Origin of the sequence: Oceanimonas baumannii (assembly GCF_002245495.1) — a bacterium.
In the GTDB taxonomy this organism is placed as follows: Bacteria; Pseudomonadota; Gammaproteobacteria; order Enterobacterales; family Aeromonadaceae; genus Oceanimonas; species Oceanimonas baumannii.
The window spans coordinates 16,284-35,229 of sequence record NZ_NQJF01000013.1 but is presented as its reverse complement, the minus strand read 5'-3'; the positions used below and the strand labels follow the sequence as shown (position 1 = coordinate 35,229).

Here is an 18,946-nt window from a genome sequence, read left to right as displayed (position 1 = left end):
GCAAAACGGCGGGCAGATGCCCGCCGTTTTTTATTTACTTGTTTGGCCCTTTTCCGTTGCCCTTGCCACCACCGGTGTCACTACTACTGATACTAACCATGGCTCTGGCCGTGACCCTACCGTCGATAATGGTATAACTGAAGCTGTCGCTGTGCTTGAAGTTACGCGCCGGGGTGTAGGTCAGAGTACCATCAGCATTAATCCGCACGGTACCCTTGCTGCCCTGAGTGACCGAGGCAATGCGTAATGTATCTCCATCTGGATCCCTGTCATTGGCCAGCACAGCAATGGTAATGCTGCTGCCATCGGTGCTGGCGCTGTCATCATTGGCAACCGGTGCTGCGTTGCTGCTGACAACCTTGCTCACCTGCACGGTCACACTGGCACTGGCACTGCCCCCTTTACCATCGGACACACTGTAACTGAAGGTTTCGGTACCGCTGAACCCGGCCGCCGGGGTAAAGTTAATGCTGCCATTCTGATTGATCACCGCTGTACCGTTCACGCCACTGGTACCAGTGACTGTCAGAGTATCTCCATCCGGATCGCTGTCATTGGCCAGTACCGATATGGTTACCGCCTTGTCCTGCTCGGTGCTGGCGATGTCGTTGCTGGCCACGGGTGCGGTATTAACCGATGCCGCCCTGGCCACATCCACCATGACACTGGCGCTGGCGCTGCCCCCCCTACCGTCAGTTACGTTGTAGCTGAAGGTTTCGGTACCGCTAAACCCCGTTGCAGGCGTAAAGGTAACAGTGCCATTAGCATTGATCATCGCTTGACCGTTTACACCCGAGAGGGCGCTAACAGTAAGCGTATCGCCATCGGGATCGCTGTCGTTAGCCAGTACGGAAATCACCACGGCCTCATCCTGGCCGGTCGTCGCCCGGTCATCCTGTGCTATCGGCAGATTGTTAATACTACTGCCGGCCCCAAGCTGATAGATAACCGTCTGAATGTCATTGCCATAGCGGCCGGAAGCCGTTACCTGTATATCGTAGCTGCCGTTACCGGCATCAGCGGAAGAAATTACCTTCAGTTCGGCATTGCCACTTTGACCGGGCAGCAGGTTGGCTCCCAGAGAAGACAGACTGTAATTCCAGCCTGCAGGCACTGCGGCACCAAAGCTGAAGCCGGTCATGTCACAGGCCTGGGTGTCATTGTTGGTCACGGTGATTTTGTAAGTCACCTGGGTACCGGCACTGACACTTTCACTCTGACCCGGAGTCACGCTCAGGGTCGGGGCGGTGTGTTCACAGGTTTCCACCGGCACATAGTCACCCCGGGTAACGGTGACCTGCGCCTGACCATTCTGTACCCAGTCAGTAGAAATGCTGATATCACCTTTTACATCAATAAACTGCAGCCCCGCCTCGAGCGCCGGATCCCGGGTATCGGCATAATTTGATGACTGACTGGAGGGCGTCATATCGAGCAGGTGACTGCTGTCGCCATCGCCATCCACCGCTTGATGAATCACCACACCATTGCTCACGTTGGCGTTGCCGGCAAATACAGCGTCAACCCCGACCGGCTGGCGGTATTCCACCCAGTAAAAACGTGGCTGACCAGTCACCGGATCCGAACCATTGGGAATTTTCAGGGCCTTGAGTCCAGCTGTAGTAGTTGCAGCATAACCACTGAGGGTAAAGGTACCGCTTTCGGTCACTTCAGCCACCTGATCACTGTCCAGCCAGCTCAGACGGGTTTTCTGAAAGGCATTAAAATGCCCCTGCATCCCCCCCATCATGTCTACTCCATCACCATATTCATCGCTGGTACAATTGGTACCCAGAGTATCGGTACCACATTCCAGCGCGTGAGAATGATGCAGTCCCAGATTATGCCCCAACTCATGGCTGATCGTGTGCGCCCGCATGGCACCGTTAATCAACATGGAGGTAGTCTCACCGCCAACCCCGGCCACGCCGGAAAAACGACAGGAACTGGTATAGGGAAAGGCGTAGATAAAACGGTTGTAGCCACTCAGATCTACCCCATCAAATTCAGCCTGTTGACGGGCAGCAGTAATGATATCGCCATTATTGCAGCTGTCATTGGTCAGTGGCAGGGTATACCAGCCAGTTACATCACCAGAGAGCCACGTCCGACCATCGGAATTTTCCTGCATAAAATCATTGGTTTCACCGAACACTACATTACGGGCTTCTTCTACCGTCCAGGGGGCAGAGGTGTCATTGGAAAAATTCACCAACATCACCAGTGTTTTCTGCTCGCCAATCGCGTAATTACCCGACAGGGCGGTGCCGCCATTGCTGCCACCGTCGGTACCGCCATCCGCCGCCAGCACCAGTACATTCTGCTCCGCATCGGGAACAAAGAGGCTGTCACTGTATTGTTCCGTTCCTGCCAGCCAGGCGCCCACTGCCCGAATACGCTGGCCATTGGCCAGACCGGCGGGCAGGCTGTCAGTATGCAGCCGGGTACGGCGACCGTTTTCTTCAACCAGTGCCACGTTCAGCTGATGTCTGCCATCTTCAAAGTCGGAATAGCTCAGCTCAAGCCGGCCCTCCAGCTCCAGAGGTTGCTCCAGCTCAGCCTGAACCTCAGCCGGCATGGCGCTCACTTCCCTGGCAGGCAGCAACAACGGGAACACCTTGTCCGGTGCCTGGCTGGCCAGCGCCAGCAAGGATTTCCGGCGCTGGCGCGCTTCCCTCATCAGCTCCTTCGGCAGGCCTTTTCCCCTCAGGCTTAACAGCGCTTGTTGCCGCTGCAGTGCTGCTGCCACTGCAGAGTTTCTGGCTTGCTCCTGTGGCCCACTTTCTGCGCTGGCTAATGCCGAAGCACTGAATATGGGGGCGGCAATACCACCTGTTGCTAACAAAAAGGCAATAGCAGACCCTGGAAGGCGCATTGGTTTCTCCCGAAAAAAGTGAAAAGAATGCCTGCCCCAATAAAGGAGCCATTCAAATCTTAATTACGATTTTTGGCCAGATGAATAAAAACAGGACTCTGGCAATGACGGGTGGTGACACACTAAGTACAAAACTCAAATGGTGCTGTCACAACCGAACGGCGGGCACTATAACACTCTAAAGTGGTTAATTTTTATTCCACAATGATATAAAAACGTACAATTCGTCTAAATTAAAAGCAAAAGGAGTCTGATGAATATGATCATAAAATGTTAAGTCATTCATTTGAATAGAATAAAACAAGTGGTCATTTTTTAATCACTTGCGTTTTTATGATGCCTGTATATCCAATACTGGTCAGGTTTTGTCATGCCTGTATTCATACGAATCAGTTTTACATGTTTTATTTTAAGTATCATATGGCCCTTTATTGATAAATTCATCACAAAGCACTGTGTTGCAATTTCAGTATTGACACACTCTTCAAACAGTTAGTTTAATTTAAATATGAATAACTTAATCAGGTAATGACATAAACCCCGTATCAATATTGAAACACCTCGGATTCAACTACCACTCTTTCAATATGATAAAGCTTTAATAATCAACATGTTGAAATATTGGCTCAATATATGCCCTTCCTTATGTCGGAGAAACAGGCCCTGTGCAGCATAGAGCACAGGGTTCGATGTTTGGTGAGAAACAAAGGAAAGGAGTTGCAGTCATGAAGACGAGACAATTTAGACGATGTCTGCCTCTAGTGGCGGCCCTATTGGCTGGTTCAGCCATGGCGGTGGATGGCGACCCACCTGAAATATTCGAGTTTGACGGCGATGTCACCGACAATGTCGTCGTCGGTGACGAGCCCCCGGTAAACGGCTCACAAATCCCCATGGTTCATCTGGGCGGGGATGACTGGAGCCTGTTGTTTGACGAGTGCGGCCGCATCCCCAGCAGCAACGCCGGTGACTGCGGTACCTCCCAGGCCTTTACCGGTATTGTACAGGACTACGATTTCCTGGGAGACGACAGCTTTATCGATCTTAAATTCACCAAGGGGAGTTCAAAAGACGAACAGTTTGTCGGTGACTGGGAAATTACCAACAGCGGTGGTCAGCCGGACAAAAACGATATTACTAATGGTTATGCCGCTGCTTATGAGGTGACCAATCCCAGCGTCGATCCCAATCACTGCTGGGATGCCGACACCAAGGCAGTAGTCCCCTGTAGCGACCCGTCATCGGACGGCCCGCTGCACGAAGCCGGTGATTTGATCTTCACCGTAGGTGCCGATCGTTACGCCGTGCAGGGCGATGCCACCCTCGGAGCCTGGTTCTTTCAGGGCGATGTGGGCGTTACCGGTGCCGATACCGATAATCCCCAGTTCGTGGGTGAACATGTCATCGGTGACTTGCTGCTGATATTCAACTTCCCCCAATCTAGCGGCAGTGATCCCGAGATTATCATCTACGAATGGCGACCCGATCTGGATCCTTCCAGCCCGTTGCTGCTGCTGTACGATGATGTTGCCGCCAAATGTGATGGCCTGGGTGGCAAGCTGGGCTGTGGTATCAGTAACGAAGCCATCGACTTCGGCAAGGGTCAGGACGCCGGCATTCCCATCGGATACCAGATTGGCCCCATCACTGTGCCCTGGGACTATCTGCCCAAAGGTGGCGTACTTAATGGACCCGTTCCCGCCACTGGCTTTAACGAAGGTGCGGTTAACGTCACCAAGGCGCTGGGCGAACAGCGTTGCTTTACTTCCTTCCTGCTCGAAACCCGCTCCTCCGAATCCGTCTCTGCGACGCTCAAGGACTTTGTGGTCGGCAAGTTCCCGCTCTGTAACACCAGCCTGAGCACCGAGATCCACGATGCCGAAGCAGCTGACACCTATGTGGATATTCAGAGTACGGAAGTAGCCCCTGGCGACGTGCACGACGCAGCCTACCTGATCTTTACCGCTCCGGGCGATCTGCTGCCGAGCGGTGAAGTCAAGTTCGAGCTGTTTGAAGCCACCTGTGAAGATCTGGTTGCTGACTACAACAACCTGGTGGATGGCGTTCCGGATATGTCGATTGATGACTTTACAGCGGTAGCCACGCATACCGAGGACACCGACAACGGCACCCTGATCACTGACGGCTCGGATGTGGATGACCTTAACGGCAACGCATCACGTGTTGGCCAGCTCAGAGTACAGTCACCGAATGATGATACTCTGGAGCCCGGCACCGCCTATGCTTATTGGGTGAATTTTACCTCCGACGGTGACTTCCCCGATGCCGGTCCGCACTGTGAAGAAATCACCGCATTCCAGCTGACACCGACCGTGGTCACCGAGATCCATGAAGGTACCAGCGTGGGCGGTAATCACAGCGGTACGGATATTCAGGACAACCCTGTGCCCAATCCGTTAACCTTCCCCTGGGCCGGAGCCCAGAAAGTTGGCACCCTGATCCACGACAAGGCCTTTGTGACCGGTGACAAGAGCATTACTCCGGCCGGGGATATCGTGTTCCGTCTCTATGGCCAGGAAGGCTGTACCGGCGAGCTGCTGACTCTGGATCCGGGCGATTCAGACGGTGACGGCAGTGCAACCACCAACACCGTGAACGTTACTGCCGTGAATGACGATGACAGTGCCGCAGAGTCCCTGACCTTCGACACTGCCGGTCTGATCCCGATGGGCAGCAACAACCGGGTCATCTCCTTCAAGGCGACCTATACGCCATCAACCAATGCCTACACCGGAGCTTCTGCTGCATGTGAAAACATCGTGATTGAGAAGTACGTGCCCAAACTGGTAACCCATATCCACGCAGACGGTGATCATGCCACCGACATTCAGGATACGGAACAACTGGTAGGTATCAGCATTCACGACCAGGCCGTGCTGACCGGCGACGCGCCCTTTAATCCGGCCGGCACAGTGACCTTCCAGCTCTATTCAGACGGTACCTGCACCACCGCCAATGGCGCAGCTGAAGATGTCACCATGACCGCAGACGGAGGCGATAGTGGAGACGGTAAGGCCGAATCGTCCAGCTTCGATACCACCAGTTACCTGGTCGGTATAGTAGGCAGCAACAGGAAGTTGTCGTATACCGCCAGCTACGGCGGCGATAGCTATTATGTGGCTGTGGATGCTACCGAGCCTGCCTGCGAGGTACTGACCATCAAAAAACGCACTCCCACCATCTACACTCAGGTGAAAATTGAGGATACCGCTGTCGTTGGTGGTGATGGTAGTGGATTAAGCGTAACTAGTGGTGGTAATGAGGTTACCTTCAAGATCTTTGCCAATGGCAGTTGCTCTGGTGATCCTGCGGCTACAGAGACCGAAAATCTCACTGCCGGCCTGCTGGCAGTACTGAGCCAGACTGCCACCATAGGTGATAATGCGGGTGAACGAGGTACAACCACCTCAGTCTCTTACCTGGCCACCTATAACGGCAACCAGTACTACGACAGCAAGACTCACGGTTGTGAAATCGTATCCGTAACACTGCCGTAAACAGCAACCATTAACCCACAAGGAAAAAACGCGGTGGCTCTAGCCACCGCGTTTTTTTATTACTTGTTGGGGCCCTTGCCACCCCCCTTGTTACCGCCGCCACCGGAGGCGGTCTGCAATTCCAGACTGACTCTGGCCTGGGCATTCAGCCGGCCATCACTGATGGTGTATCCAAAGCTGTCACTGCCCTTGAAGGACTTTGCTGGCACATAGGTCACCGAGCCGTTTCCGTTATTGAGTACCTGCCCCTTGGAACCCTGCTCCACCGCTACCAAAGTGAGGGCATCGCCATCGGGATCCCAGTCATTACCGAGAGGATAAAAAGTAATGCTGCCGTCGGTTTCCATGGTGACCAGATCGGCTTCCGCCACCGGTGCCTGATTACCGACGGTATTGTTCACGATCACCGAGGCCTGAACCTGGGCTCCCAGACGGCTATCATCGGCGGCAAACACCATGTCATATTCTCCTTCCGCCACCGCCCCCGGCGGCAACAGTGTCACCCCTACAATCACAGTATCACCCGGCGTCAGGCTGACACTGCCGGCTGACCATTCACTCACCCACCCCTCGGGTAGTTGAGCACTCAGCGCATACTGACTGGTGGCACAGGAGCTGTTGTTGGTCAGGGTCAGCTCAAACTGCGCAGTGGCGTCACCCTTGATGGTCTGAGTAACGCTGCCAAGGCTTAACGATGGACCGGTCGCCATGCAAACACTGTCATTGAGTTCAATATGTACGGTCGCGCCCTGCTCATCCAGCCACTGGGGAATAATGCTCAGCAGACCATCCGGATCATCAAATATCCGTCCCGGTGCCAGCAAGGGATCCAGCGCTACCTGATGAGTCGTTTCCGGCGTCATATCCAGCAGGAAAGAGCCTTCCATACCGGCCCCCTCATACACCGCCCTGACGGTCAGACCATTGGTGGTATTTTCTATAAACATCGGGTTTTCAGACGTCGTCAGATAGCCGTCGTAACCGGTGGGGTGACGATACTCAATGTAATACCAGCTCTTGCGCCCCTGCTCATCAACAGCTTTCAGTACTTTCAGCGCCTTAATGCCCTTATCTTGGGCCGCATAGGGCTCAAGCTGGTAGTCCCCGCTCTGCTCAACGGTCAGCACCTGGGACTCATCCAGCCAGCCCAGCCAGCGTTTTTGCATGGCACTGAAATGGCCGGAAGGTGACCAGCCCATCACGTCCAGGCCGTCTCCATAGGTCCGGCTTTCACAATTGGACCAGGGAACAGAACCGGTCGCTCCCGTGCCACCCGTAATGGTGACCTTGTCCTGACACAACAGTGAATGGGCATGACGCAGGCCAAAATTGTGCCCCAGCTCATGAGCCGTGGTCATCAGAGTCAGACTCTCATTAATCCAGGTCTGGGAAGGTGATCGGCTGAGGGTACCCGACCCGGAAAATCCACAGGCATTTTTAGGAAATACGTAAATAAAACGGTCATAGCCTGAGATGTCCACCCCGTTCTCTGCAGCAGCCTGCTCGGCATGTTCATCAATGGTGCCATCACAGACCGTACTCGACAGCGGCAGGGTATACCAACCCACCACATCACCGCTCAGCCAGGTCTGGCCAAAAGAGTTTTCCTGGTAAAAACCATTCACCTGGTTAAAAACCATGTCTCTGGCTTCTTCCAGGGTATAAGGCTCTTCTACCTTATCTTCAAAATTGACCAACATGACCAGAGTGCGTTGTTCACCCAGTTTGGCAGTGCCGGTGTTGGTTGCTGCCCCCATACTGACCACCCCGGAATCGTCTCCTCCCTGAGCCAGAATAGTGACGTCGTCTTCACTTGCCAGCAGCAACGGCTGCTCACCGGCCAGTCGCCAGCCGGCAACCCGGATCCGGGAATCCGGCGCGGGGACCTGGCCTGCCAGCACCAGCTCCCATTTTTCTCCCGCCGGTGTATCAATAAAGTGACGAAGCCGGTGATCATGGTTGGGGTAGTCTTCATAGATAGACTCCAGCGCACCTTCTGTCTCAAACCGCTGTTCCAGCATAACCTGCACCTCGGCAGGCATGCGGCTGCGCAGCTGTTCGCTGATGGCCAGCTCCAGCACCGCCTGCGGATTGGTTTGCGCCAGCTCCGCCAGTGACTGCGTCCGGCTTTGAGCAAGCACGGCCAGTTTTTTCTGGGCACGGGCTTTGTCGGCGCCACTGACGGCAGCCTGCCAGTGCCGGGATTGCTCCAACAGGGCAAGGGTCTGTTCTTTTGCCTGTTGCGCGTCGGCACTGGCCGGCACGGCAGCAGAATGAGCGGGGTGTTCCTGCCCGGCATGGGCGACAAACGATATGGTCAGCACAGTGGCAAAGGCACCAGCCGCCAGATAACAGGCAATAGCAGACCCTGGAAGGCGCATTGAGTTCTCCCGAAAAAAATTAAAAGAATGCCTGCCCCAATAAAGGAGCCATTCAAATCTTAATTACGAATTTTTGGCCAGAAGAATGAAAATAGAACTCTGGCGATGATGGGCTGTCACACAAGTGAAACTCAAATGGTACTGTCACAACCGAACGGCGGGAACTATAGCATTGGGTGTTGGTTGTTTTTTATTCCTTATTGATATGAAAACACCCATATTGAATAAATTCAAAGCAAAAGGAGTCTGATGAATATGATCATGAAATGTTAAGTCACTCTTATCCCTTAAATAAAATAACCGATTAATTTTTAACCACTTAAGTTAATCGATTTTATTGATGGCAATTTCTACGGTCAGTTTCTGTCGACTACGTTTTCGTTCGGCACCTATTAACAGGTAACCCGACCTCATCCCACAGGGTAACATAGCGACAGCAAGCACGGCGGAGATAAAAACGGCAGTAAAAGTCAGGACCAGAACGAAACCATAAATGGCTCAGCTTTTTACTTTCGCTGTTTTCTGATTTTCTCTTCGCTCTTGCATGTTTCATAGTGCAATGCTTCCGGCCTGAATATGTTCAGTTTTTTAAGAAGCAAGTTTTGCACCATGCCAAATAACTTTTTGCTTATCAGACTGTTGCCCTTCTTCAATATTTCTTTTTGTTCAAAAGTGTTAACTTCAGGAAACAGAGAGCCGGTATTTACCTGACGTTGGCCAGCTGGTGCTTTTCCATCAGCCGGTACAGCGTTACCCGGGACACCCCCAATAATTTTGCCGCCAGCGATACATTGTTACCGGTTTTTTTCAGGCTTCGCCGGATGGCCTGACGCTCGGCCAGGTTACGGGCTTCTTCCAGAGTAGGAACGACTTGATCCTGGGTGCCGCCCAGTCCCAGATCCGCAGCGGTAATCAGCCGGTTTTCACTCATTACAATGGCTTTGCGTACCCGGTTGATCATTTCCCGCACGTTACCGGGCCAGTCATGGCAGTTCATGGCGGCAATGGCCCGACGGCTGAAGCCCCGCACTCTGTGATGCCGCCCTTCGGTAAATTTACGAAAAAAGAAGTTGGCCAGCAGCTCAATGTCGCCTTCCCGCTCCTTGAGATCCGGTACTTCTATGCTGAGCACATTCAACCGATAATAAAGATCTTCCCGGAACACTCCTTCCCGTATTTCAGCTTCCAGGTTTCTGTGAGTCGCAGCAATCACCCGGGCATCAATATACAGGGTTTCATTGCCTCCCAACCGCTCTATGGTCTCTTCCTGCAAAAAACGCAGCAGATTCACCTGCAGTGACAACGGCAGATCACCGATTTCATCAAGAAACAGAGTGCCGCCACCGGCCGCCTCAATGCGACCAATCTTGCGGCAGTGAGCACCGGTAAAAGCGCCTTTTTCATGACCGAACAACTCGGCCTGGATCAGGTTTTCCGGCAAGGCACCGCAGTTAAGTGCCACAAAGGGTCCTTTGCAGCGTTGAGAGCGCTGGTGAATGGCCCGGGCGATCAGCTCCTTACCGGTGCCGCTGCTGCCGGTAATCAATACGGTGGCGTCTACTCCCGCCACTTTACGGATCTGGCTGAATACCAGCCGGATAGCCGGGCTGGCACCTACCATCTGGCACTCTTCCCGGTAGCGCCGCAGATCGTCTTCCTGTTCCCTGAGCCGGCCCAGTCCCCAGGCATGGCCAAGGGTAGCGCACAGGTAGGGAGCCTTGTCTTTCAGCGGCAAGGTGTAGTAATCAAAGAAATAATCGTAAATCAGTTCGTTGGTTATGTCGTTATTCAGATATTCCGGCTCTATCAGGGCAATCCAGTTCAGCGGCGGCGCATTCTCCACCAGACGTTCCAAATCTCCCCGCTGTTTGTCATTCAGCTTGCCAATATGCGCCAGAGCCACCTGAAAACGGTTACTGTCGAGAGCAAGCTGAGCCTCGTTAACAGAGTTTGCCTGCACTACCTGCCAGTCTTTAAGGCAAGTAGCAATGTTATCACCCGGAGCAAGGTGTACATAAAGCACCTTTCTGGATGTTTCCTGAGATATATGTTTATTAGTAGCCAGCTGAGACATTACTGATTCGACCTTCCTGGAGCGAATGTCTTTAGTCTAGTACAGAGATGGAACTCTTCGGTAAGCCCGGCCCCCGGCATCTATAGTTAACAGGAGACCAATCCAGGGACGGACATTATGTATGGCGATTACTTCGGGTTAACGGATCTGCCCTTTTCCATTGCGCCGGACCCCCGCTTTCTTTACCTTAGTCAGCAACATCGGGAGGCACTGGCCCACTTACAGTATGGTCTGAACTGCCCCGGCGGTTTTGTTCTGCTGACCGGTGAGGTCGGCACCGGTAAAACAACGGTATGTCGTTGTTTACTGGAACAAGTCCCGGAGCATACCGATCTGGCCTTTATTCTCAGCCCCGGCGGTACTGCTACCGAGCTGCTGTCTGCCATTTGTCAGGAACTTGGTATTACCCTGCCCGGACAGCCCGATGTGCGTCAGCTGAGCAACGCCATACATCATCATTTACTGGAGTCGCACGCCGAAGGGCGTCATACGGTATTGCTTATTGACGAAGCGCAGAACCTGCCCGTTTCGCTGCTGGAACAAATTCGTCTGCTGACCAACCTGGAAACCAATACTCACAAACTGCTTCAGATCATGCTGCTGGGTCAGCCGGAACTGGCAGAAAAGCTGGCTCGGCCCGAACTTCGGCAACTGTCACAACGTATTACCGCCCGTTATCACCTGGTGCCATTGTCATTTGACGAAATGCAGGCTTATATTGCTCATCGCCTGTCGGTAGCGGGTATTGAAGCACAATTATTTCAGCCTTCGGCCCTGCGCCGGCTGTTCCGCCTGACCGGCGGCGTGCCCAGGCTCATTAATGTTATCTGTGATCGCGCTCTGCTGGGTGCCTTCGTACAACGATTGCCAAGAGTAGATCTCATTACCTTAAACCGGGCCGCCACTGAGGTACTGGGTAATATCACGGTCTCTTCCCGCCAGCGCTTACCGGCCCTTGCAGCCTTGCTGCTGTTACTGCTTTCCGTTCTGGCTGTCACAGGATGGCAATATCAGCGTGAAATATCACACCTTGTGATGTCACTGGACTCACCGCCGCCCGCTCTGCCGGCTGAGGAGCTGCCAGCCGCTGAAGCCGTGTCTGCGGCCGGCACACTGACCGCTTCTGCAGCAACTGCAACCACTGTCTCTTCAGAGCTGCAATGGCCGGAAATTGATACCGGGCTGAGCCAGATCCTGGCCTATCAGCAGCTGTTTGCCCTATGGCAGCTGGACTATGATCCGGTCAGCCAGCCGGTGATATGCCGTTATGCCCGCAGCCAGAAACTGGATTGCACCATGCAGGAAGCCAGCCTGGAAACGCTCAGAGCGCAAAATCATCCGGCCGTGTTCCGGCTGGAACGACCGGAGCATGCTCCCTTATATGTCACTCTCATTGCCATTAATAACGAGCAGGCCACATTAGTAGCTGGCGGACAAACGCTGCAGTTACCGCTGGAAAAACTGGAAGCCTGGTGGCCCGGCAGCTATGTCATGCTATGGCAGCCGCCGCCTGAATACCGGGGGCCACTGCGTCCGGGCAGCCGGGGAGCAGCAGTGGCCTGGTTGGAACAACACCTGGCCGGATGGCGTAACCGCTCAGTGCGGCCCTCCCAGCCCTATTATGATGACGTTCTGAGCACCGACGTACAGGCTTTTCAGCAAAGTAAGGGGCTGATCCCGGATGGCATTTTTGGCCCGCAGACCGGTATTTATTTCAGTGCCAGCCTGCTGAGCGGCCTGCCCCAGCTCAGCGATTAAACGGAGGCATAAGGTGTCTTATATTCTTGACGCTCTGAAGCAATCGGAACGCCGGCGCAATCGTCAGACCCCGGAAGCAGTGCTCCCGGAACCCGCCGGTGCTCCCCCGCCAAGGCGACCGCCCCTGTATCGCCGCCGTCTGTTCAGGCTGTTGATGATTATCGTACTGGCTATGCTGATTGGACTGGGTCTGGCACGGTTTGCTGCCCGCTGGCTGGAATTGCCGCCGGTAGCTGAGCCGGCACCACAAGCACAGATACCGGTTATTCCCGACACTTCAGAAGGCATTGCCGTCACGCCACCACAACCGGCCAGGCAACCCATCGTCATCAGCTCCAGCTCCAATTCCCCCCGCATTCTGGTAGAAGAACCACCGGCTGTCAGTCTGAATGAGCCGGAGCCGACCCCAGCCCAACGGGAGCAGACCACTCAGGCTGCTCCAACAAATGCCAATGTGCCCGCCGGATCACTGTCGCAAGCTCCCCCTTCCGAGCCGGTATTTGATCCCGGGGTACCGGATATCCGTGAGCTGCCGGCCAGCATTCGCAGCCGGTTGCCACCGCTGATCCTGTCGGTACACATTTACTCGCCGGATCCAGCTGCACGCATGGCTAATATCAACGGCCAGATGCTGCGGGAAGGGCAAAACGTCGGCTCTCTCGGTATTGAGCGCATTACCCCCAAGGGGGTGGTGCTGAGCTTTCAGGGCAACGAGTTTCACCTGGGCTCGGTAGGCGGGTAACAAGCGACAGACCTCCGTCATCTTCTGTGAAGCCAGGTCCACCCCGCTCAGGCGAGGATCCATGCCACAAACCACGCCATGCTTGTAACCGTACACATCTGTACTGGATACCTATCTGCATGGGCATGACCAGACCGAGAAGAAACGTCCCCCCCGCGAAGGCGGGGGTCCATGCAGCAGACAATACGGCGTTTAACGCCGTGCACATCTGTACTGGATGCGCATCTGCATGACCAGAGTTGGGGGCAGGGATCCATGACGGATATGTCATTACAGCAAAAATGAAGAGCGTGCCGCTCTCGCGCAGATTGATCTCTGGGGTAAGATGACATACCTGTTTGCCAACATGAGTCAGCTATGAGCCACTTTACCCTGCTGGTGGGATCCACTCTCGGTTGTGCCGAGGATCTGGCCGAAGACCTGGCAGATCACCTGCAGTCTGCCGGTCATACAACGGTTATTCACACTTCTCCCCAGCTTGATCACATCTTGATCGCCCCCGATCATTATCTGCTACTGATATGCTCCACCCACGGAGCGGGAGATCTTCCTGATAACATTCAGCCATTTTTTGAGGCGCTACAACAGCAAGCTCCCCATTTCCCGAAGCTCAGCTATCTGGCTGTGGGTCTGGGCGACAGCAGTTACGATACTTTCTGCCACGCGATACAAAAGCTGGATCAAACACTGACGGCACTGGGCGCCACCCGGATCGGGGATCGGCTGGAGATAGATGTCAGCGCCGGCGATCCACCGGAACAACAGGCTCAGATCTGGCTGGATCGCAACTTAAACGAAGCAATGATCGCTTAATGTTAATGCTGGCCGGGATCCGGTTTTCACGCCTCCGCGCCAGCGCACCAAGTTTCTTCCACCAAGTTATCAACAGATCCGCCCCTTACAACCATTCACTTGTCACTAAACGGCAGCAGTACGACTGTTGATAAATGTGCGATAAAACGGTGTTAAACCTATAGTTATCCTATAAATTAAATTTTTTCACCGGACCCCATGTGGATAAGTAGAGCAGTTAACCACTGGTCATACGGGAGTATGAGATCTGTTTTCCACATCAAACGATCTGAGGTAAGTGAATGATCTCCCTGATCAAAAATCGCTTATACACAGATCCGGCCGTTGCTAATAACAGATCTAACAGAAGATCGATCTAAAGATCTAAGATCTATAAGCAATCACAGGATCCGCTCTGATCCGGTTTCCATCCCTTCCGTAAAACAGCTAAAATATGCACCCCTTGAGCAAACCGGCTAAACAGTGACGGTTGATCACAGGGCCAGAGATCCTTTCAGCTGAGTGTTTCAAGAGTGTTCAATATGCAATATGAAGAATCGTTTGATGTCATCGTGGTAGGTGGTGGCCATGCCGGAACGGAAGCAGCTGCTGCCGCTGCCCGTATGGGGGCAAACACCCTGTTGCTGACGCACAACATTGATACACTCGGACAAATGTCCTGTAACCCCGCGATTGGTGGTATTGGCAAAGGACATCTGGTTAAGGAAATTGATGCCCTTGGCGGTATCATGGCACAGGCTGCAGATCGCGCCGGCATTCAGTTCCGCACTCTGAATGCTTCCAAAGGCCCGGCGGTACGTGCTACCCGTGCCCAGGCAGATCGGCAGCTCTATCGTCAGGCTGTCAGAACCCGACTGGAGAATCAGCCCAATCTGAAAATCTTCCAGCAAGCCTGTGATGATCTGATCCTCAATGGCGATACGGTCACTGGTGTCATTACCCAGACCGGCCTTAAGTTTTACGGTAAAACCGTGGTGCTGACCGTCGGTACTTTCCTTAATGGCCGGATTCATATTGGTATGGATAACTATCAGGGCGGCCGCGCCGGAGATCCTCCGTCCATTGCCCTGGCCAGCCGGTTGCGGGAACTGCCGCTGCGGATCGATCGGCTGAAAACCGGTACGCCGCCCCGTATTGATGCCAATAGTGTTGATTTTTCGGTGATGCAGCCCCAGCCCGGCGATAACCCGACGCCGGTATTTTCCTTTATCGGCAGCCGGGCAGATCATCCCCAGCAAGTACCCTGTTACATCACTCACACCAATGAGCGTACTCATGACGTGATCCGGCAAAACCTGGATCGCAGCCCCATGTATGCCGGTGTGATCGAAGGGATCGGCCCCCGTTACTGTCCGTCGATCGAAGATAAGATCATGCGTTTCGCCGATAAGAACGCTCACCAGATCTTTGTTGAGCCGGAAGGCCTGACCAGCACCGAACTTTACCCTAACGGGATCTCTACCAGCCTGCCGTTTGACGTACAGATCCAGATCGTACGCTCGATCAAGGGGTTCGAGCAGGCACATATCATGCGCCCCGGTTATGCCATCGAATACGATTACTTCGATCCGCGGGATCTGCGCTCCAACATGGAAAACAAGTGTCTGCACAATTTGTACTTTGCCGGCCAGATCAACGGCACCACCGGTTACGAAGAAGCCGGTGCTCAGGGCCTGTTAGCCGGAACCAACGCCGCATTGCGTGCCTTTGACAAAGAATCCTGGTCACCGCGCCGGGATCAGGCTTATCTCGGGGTGATGATGGATGATCTGTCTACCTTGGGTACTCAGGAGCCTTACCGCATGTTTACCAGCCGGGCCGAATACCGCCTGCTGCTGCGCGAAGACAACGCCGATCTGCGTCTGACCGAGGAAGGTCGCAAGCTGGGTCTGGTGGACGATCACCGCTGGAGGCTGTTCTGCGACAAGGTTGAACGCATGGAACAGGAAAGCCAGCGTCTGCGCAGCACCTGGATCAACCCCAAACATGCTGCCGCCTCGGCTCTGAATGAAAAACTGAAAACTCCGCTCAGCCGGGAGCACAATCTGGAAGAGCTGCTGCGCCGTCCCGAACTGGATTACACCACCCTGATGGCCATCGAGGGCATTGGTCCGGGCATTGAACACGAACAGGCCGCCGAACAGGTGGAAATCCAGACCAAATACGCCGGTTATATCGAGCGTCAGAAGGACGAGATTCAGAAGCAACTGCGCAACGAACATACCAGGTTGCCGCTGGATCTGGACTACGCCGAGGTATCAGGCCTGTCCAACGAGGTGATTGCCAAGCTTAATGAAGCGCGGCCAGAAACACTGGGCCAGGCCTCGCGCATTTCCGGTGTTACCCCGGCAGCCATTTCCATTTTGCTGGTTCATCTGAAAAAGCGCGGCCTGCTGCGCAAATCGGCTTGAGGTTTATGATGCTGCAACAACTGCATTCCCTGCTGGCTAAGACCAGACTGGAAATAACTGACCAACAGGCTGAGCAACTGGTGGCCCTGGTGGGGCTGCTCGACAAGTGGAACAAAGCCTACAACCTCACTTCGGTGCGGGATCCCAATGCCATGCTGGTACGCCATATCATGGATAGCCTGGTAGTAAGCCCTTACCTTGATGGTGAACGTTTTATCGATGTAGGCACTGGCCCGGGTCTGCCCGGTTTGCCGCTGGCCGTTATCAATCCTGACAAACAGTTCGTGCTGCTCGACAGCCTGGGCAAGCGTATTCGCTTTATTCGCACCGTGGTACACCAGTTGGGGCTGACCAATGTGGAGGCAGTGCAAAGCCGGGTTGAAGCTTTTCAGCCTGAACAAAAGTTTGACGGCGTGTTGAGCCGGGCCTTTGCTTCGCTGGATGACATGCTAAGCTGGTGCGCGCACCTGCCCGCCCCTCATGGTTGTTTTCTTGCCCTTAAGGGACAAATTCCGGAGCAGGAGTTAACATCCCTGCCCGCCCACCTGACATGCGATGGCGTTTATCCGCTGCATGTGCCCGGGCAGGAAGGCGACCGCCATCTGGTGGTCATTTCGCAAGCCAGCCAGTAGAGGTTCCCGGTGGGAAAAGTCATTGCTATAGCCAATCAGAAAGGTGGAGTGGGTAAAACCACCACCTGTGTGAATCTGGCCGCTTCCATGGCGGCCACCAAGCGTAACGTGCTGGTGATCGATCTCGATCCTCAGGGCAACGCCACCATGGCCAGCGGTGTCGACAAATACCAGGTAGCCAATACCGCCTATGAGCTGCTGGTAGACGAACTGCCGGTGGCGGAGGTTGTCGTCTCGGAAACCAGCGGTGGCTATGATCTGATTGCCGGTAACGGTGACGTCACTGCTGCTGAAATCAAGCTGATGGAATTCTTCGCCCGTGAGGTGCGCTTGCGTAATGCGCTGGCACCGGTACGGGAGCACTATGACTACATTTTTATCGATTGTCCGCCTTCCCTTAATTTGCTCACCGTCAATGCCATGTCGGCGGCAGATTCGGTGCTGGTGCCCATGCAGTGTGAATATTTTGCGCTGGAGGGACTGACCGCGCTGGTGGATACCATCAGCAAGCTGGCCGCGGTGGTTAACCCCGACCTCAAAATCGAGGGCATACTGCGCACCATGTATGATCACCGCAACCGTCTGTCCAATGAGGTGTCCGATCAGCTTAAAAGCTATTTTGGCGATAAGGTGTATCGCACCGTGATCCCGCGCAATGTGCGCCTGGCCGAGGCTCCCAGCCACGGTACTCCTGCCATGTATTACGATAAATCCTCGGTAGGAGCCAAATCCTATCTGGCGCTGGCCGGTGAAATACTGCGCCGTGCCGAAGATGAGCAGTCCAACTCCGAACAGGTGGAAAAGACAGCATGAACATGAAACGTCGCGGACTGGGCAAGGGGCTGGATGCTCTGCTCAGCACCAGCTCCGCCGCTAATCTGCGTCGTGAGCAGGCCGATACCCATTCTGAATCCGGTGCCGGTGGCGAGCTGCAGAATCTGGCCATCAACAATCTGCAGCCGGGCAAATATCAGCCGCGCCGGGACATGTCCCAGCAGGCGCTTGAGGAACTTTCCGAGTCCATTCGTCAGCAAGGCATTATTCAGCCCATCGTGGTGCGTCCGCTGGAAGCCGGCGGTTATGAAATCCTGGCTGGTGAGCGGCGCTGGCGGGCGGCCAGAATGGCCGGTCTGAGCAAGGTGCCAGTGCTGGTCAAGCCAGTTACCGATCAGGAAGCCCTGGCCATCGGCCTGATTGAAAATATTCAGCGTGAAGACCTCAATGTGATGGAAGAGGCCCGCGCCCTGGCGCGGCTGATAGAAGAGTTTGCATTCACTCACCAGACAGTGGCCGACGCCGTGGGCAAAAGTCGCAGTGCGGTGAGCAACCTGCTGCGGCTGAATCAGCTTAACGATGATGTGAAGCAGCTGGTGGAAAACGGCTCACTGGAAATGGGCCATGCCCGGGCTTTGCTGACGCTGGAAGGGGAAAGTCAGTCGCAACTGGCGCGCGTGGTGGCGCAAAAAGGCCTGACCGTGCGGGAAACCGAAAAATTGGTAAAACAGGCTCAGGTGCCCGAAAAAGCAAAAACAGAGCAACCCAGATCCCTGTTTATGACCCAGCTTGAGCAGGAGTTTGGTGAAAAATTAGGTATAAAAGCCGAAATCAAGTCATCAGGAAAAGAGAAGGGAAAGCTAGTCATTTCATATAACTCATTGAATGAACTGGATAAAATAGGCACTTTTTTCGGTTTGGGGGATGATCCCAAGCTCTGAATATCCGCGCACACTGTAGTAATCCTT

General features: G+C 54.2%; 11 protein-coding genes. 8 read left to right on the top strand and 3 right to left on the bottom strand.

Annotated features, from left to right (window positions below; genetic code table 11):
• Positions 1 to 34 precede the first annotated feature (34 nt).
• Positions 35 to 2,875: an Ig-like domain-containing protein gene (locus tag B6S09_RS14765; protein WP_094279263.1), complete on the bottom strand. Its 2,841-nt coding sequence runs from the start codon at positions 2,873 to 2,875 to the stop codon at positions 35 to 37.
• A gap of 725 nt (positions 2,876 to 3,600) precedes the next feature.
• Between B6S09_RS14765 and B6S09_RS14760 the strand changes: the two genes are divergently transcribed.
• Positions 3,601 to 6,393 (top strand): hypothetical protein, encoded by a 2,793-nt coding sequence (locus tag B6S09_RS14760; protein WP_134113994.1) that lies wholly within the window; start codon positions 3,601 to 3,603, stop codon positions 6,391 to 6,393.
• A 59-nt stretch (positions 6,394 to 6,452) separates the two neighbouring features.
• Here the strand turns inward: B6S09_RS14760 and B6S09_RS14755 are convergent, their stop codons facing one another.
• On the bottom strand, positions 6,453 to 8,774 hold the full coding sequence (locus tag B6S09_RS14755) for an Ig-like domain-containing protein (RefSeq protein WP_094279261.1): 2,322 nt from the start codon (positions 8,772 to 8,774) through the stop codon (positions 6,453 to 6,455).
• A gap of 703 nt (positions 8,775 to 9,477) precedes the next feature.
• Positions 9,478 to 10,848, bottom strand: a complete 1,371-nt coding sequence (locus tag B6S09_RS14750; protein ID WP_094279260.1) for a sigma-54 dependent transcriptional regulator — start codon at positions 10,846 to 10,848, stop codon at positions 9,478 to 9,480.
• A gap of 117 nt (positions 10,849 to 10,965) precedes the next feature.
• On the opposite strand from B6S09_RS14750, the gene B6S09_RS14745 reads away from it, so the two are divergent.
• From B6S09_RS14745 to B6S09_RS14715, 7 genes are all read left to right on the top strand, one after another.
• Positions 10,966 to 12,606: an ExeA family protein gene (locus tag B6S09_RS14745; RefSeq protein WP_094279259.1), complete on the top strand. Its 1,641-nt coding sequence runs from the start codon at positions 10,966 to 10,968 to the stop codon at positions 12,604 to 12,606.
• 13 nt (positions 12,607 to 12,619) lie between these two features.
• The gene (locus B6S09_RS14740; RefSeq protein WP_094279258.1) at positions 12,620 to 13,348 is read left to right on the top strand and encodes a general secretion pathway protein GspB; all 729 of its coding nucleotides are present in this window, start codon (positions 12,620 to 12,622) and stop codon (positions 13,346 to 13,348) included.
• 357 nt (positions 13,349 to 13,705) lie between these two features.
• Positions 13,706 to 14,161, top strand: a complete 456-nt coding sequence (mioC, locus tag B6S09_RS14735; protein WP_094279257.1) for an FMN-binding protein MioC — start codon at positions 13,706 to 13,708, stop codon at positions 14,159 to 14,161.
• Positions 14,162 to 14,682: 521 nt separating this feature from the next.
• Complete coding sequence (gene mnmG, locus B6S09_RS14730) at positions 14,683 to 16,572, top strand: tRNA uridine-5-carboxymethylaminomethyl(34) synthesis enzyme MnmG (RefSeq protein ID WP_094279256.1); 1,890 nt, start codon at positions 14,683 to 14,685, stop codon at positions 16,570 to 16,572.
• 8 nt (positions 16,573 to 16,580) lie between these two features.
• Complete coding sequence (rsmG, locus tag B6S09_RS14725; protein ID WP_094279255.1) at positions 16,581 to 17,204, top strand: 16S rRNA (guanine(527)-N(7))-methyltransferase RsmG; 624 nt, start codon at positions 16,581 to 16,583, stop codon at positions 17,202 to 17,204.
• Between the two features lie 9 nt (positions 17,205 to 17,213).
• On the top strand, positions 17,214 to 18,017 hold the full coding sequence (locus tag B6S09_RS14720) for a ParA family protein (protein ID WP_094279254.1): 804 nt from the start codon (positions 17,214 to 17,216) through the stop codon (positions 18,015 to 18,017).
• The gene (locus B6S09_RS14715) at positions 18,014 to 18,919 is read left to right on the top strand and encodes a ParB/RepB/Spo0J family partition protein (RefSeq protein WP_094279253.1); all 906 of its coding nucleotides are present in this window, start codon (positions 18,014 to 18,016) and stop codon (positions 18,917 to 18,919) included. The genes B6S09_RS14720 and B6S09_RS14715 overlap by 4 nt, the downstream gene beginning before the upstream one ends.
• Positions 18,920 to 18,946: the final 27 nt, after the last annotated feature.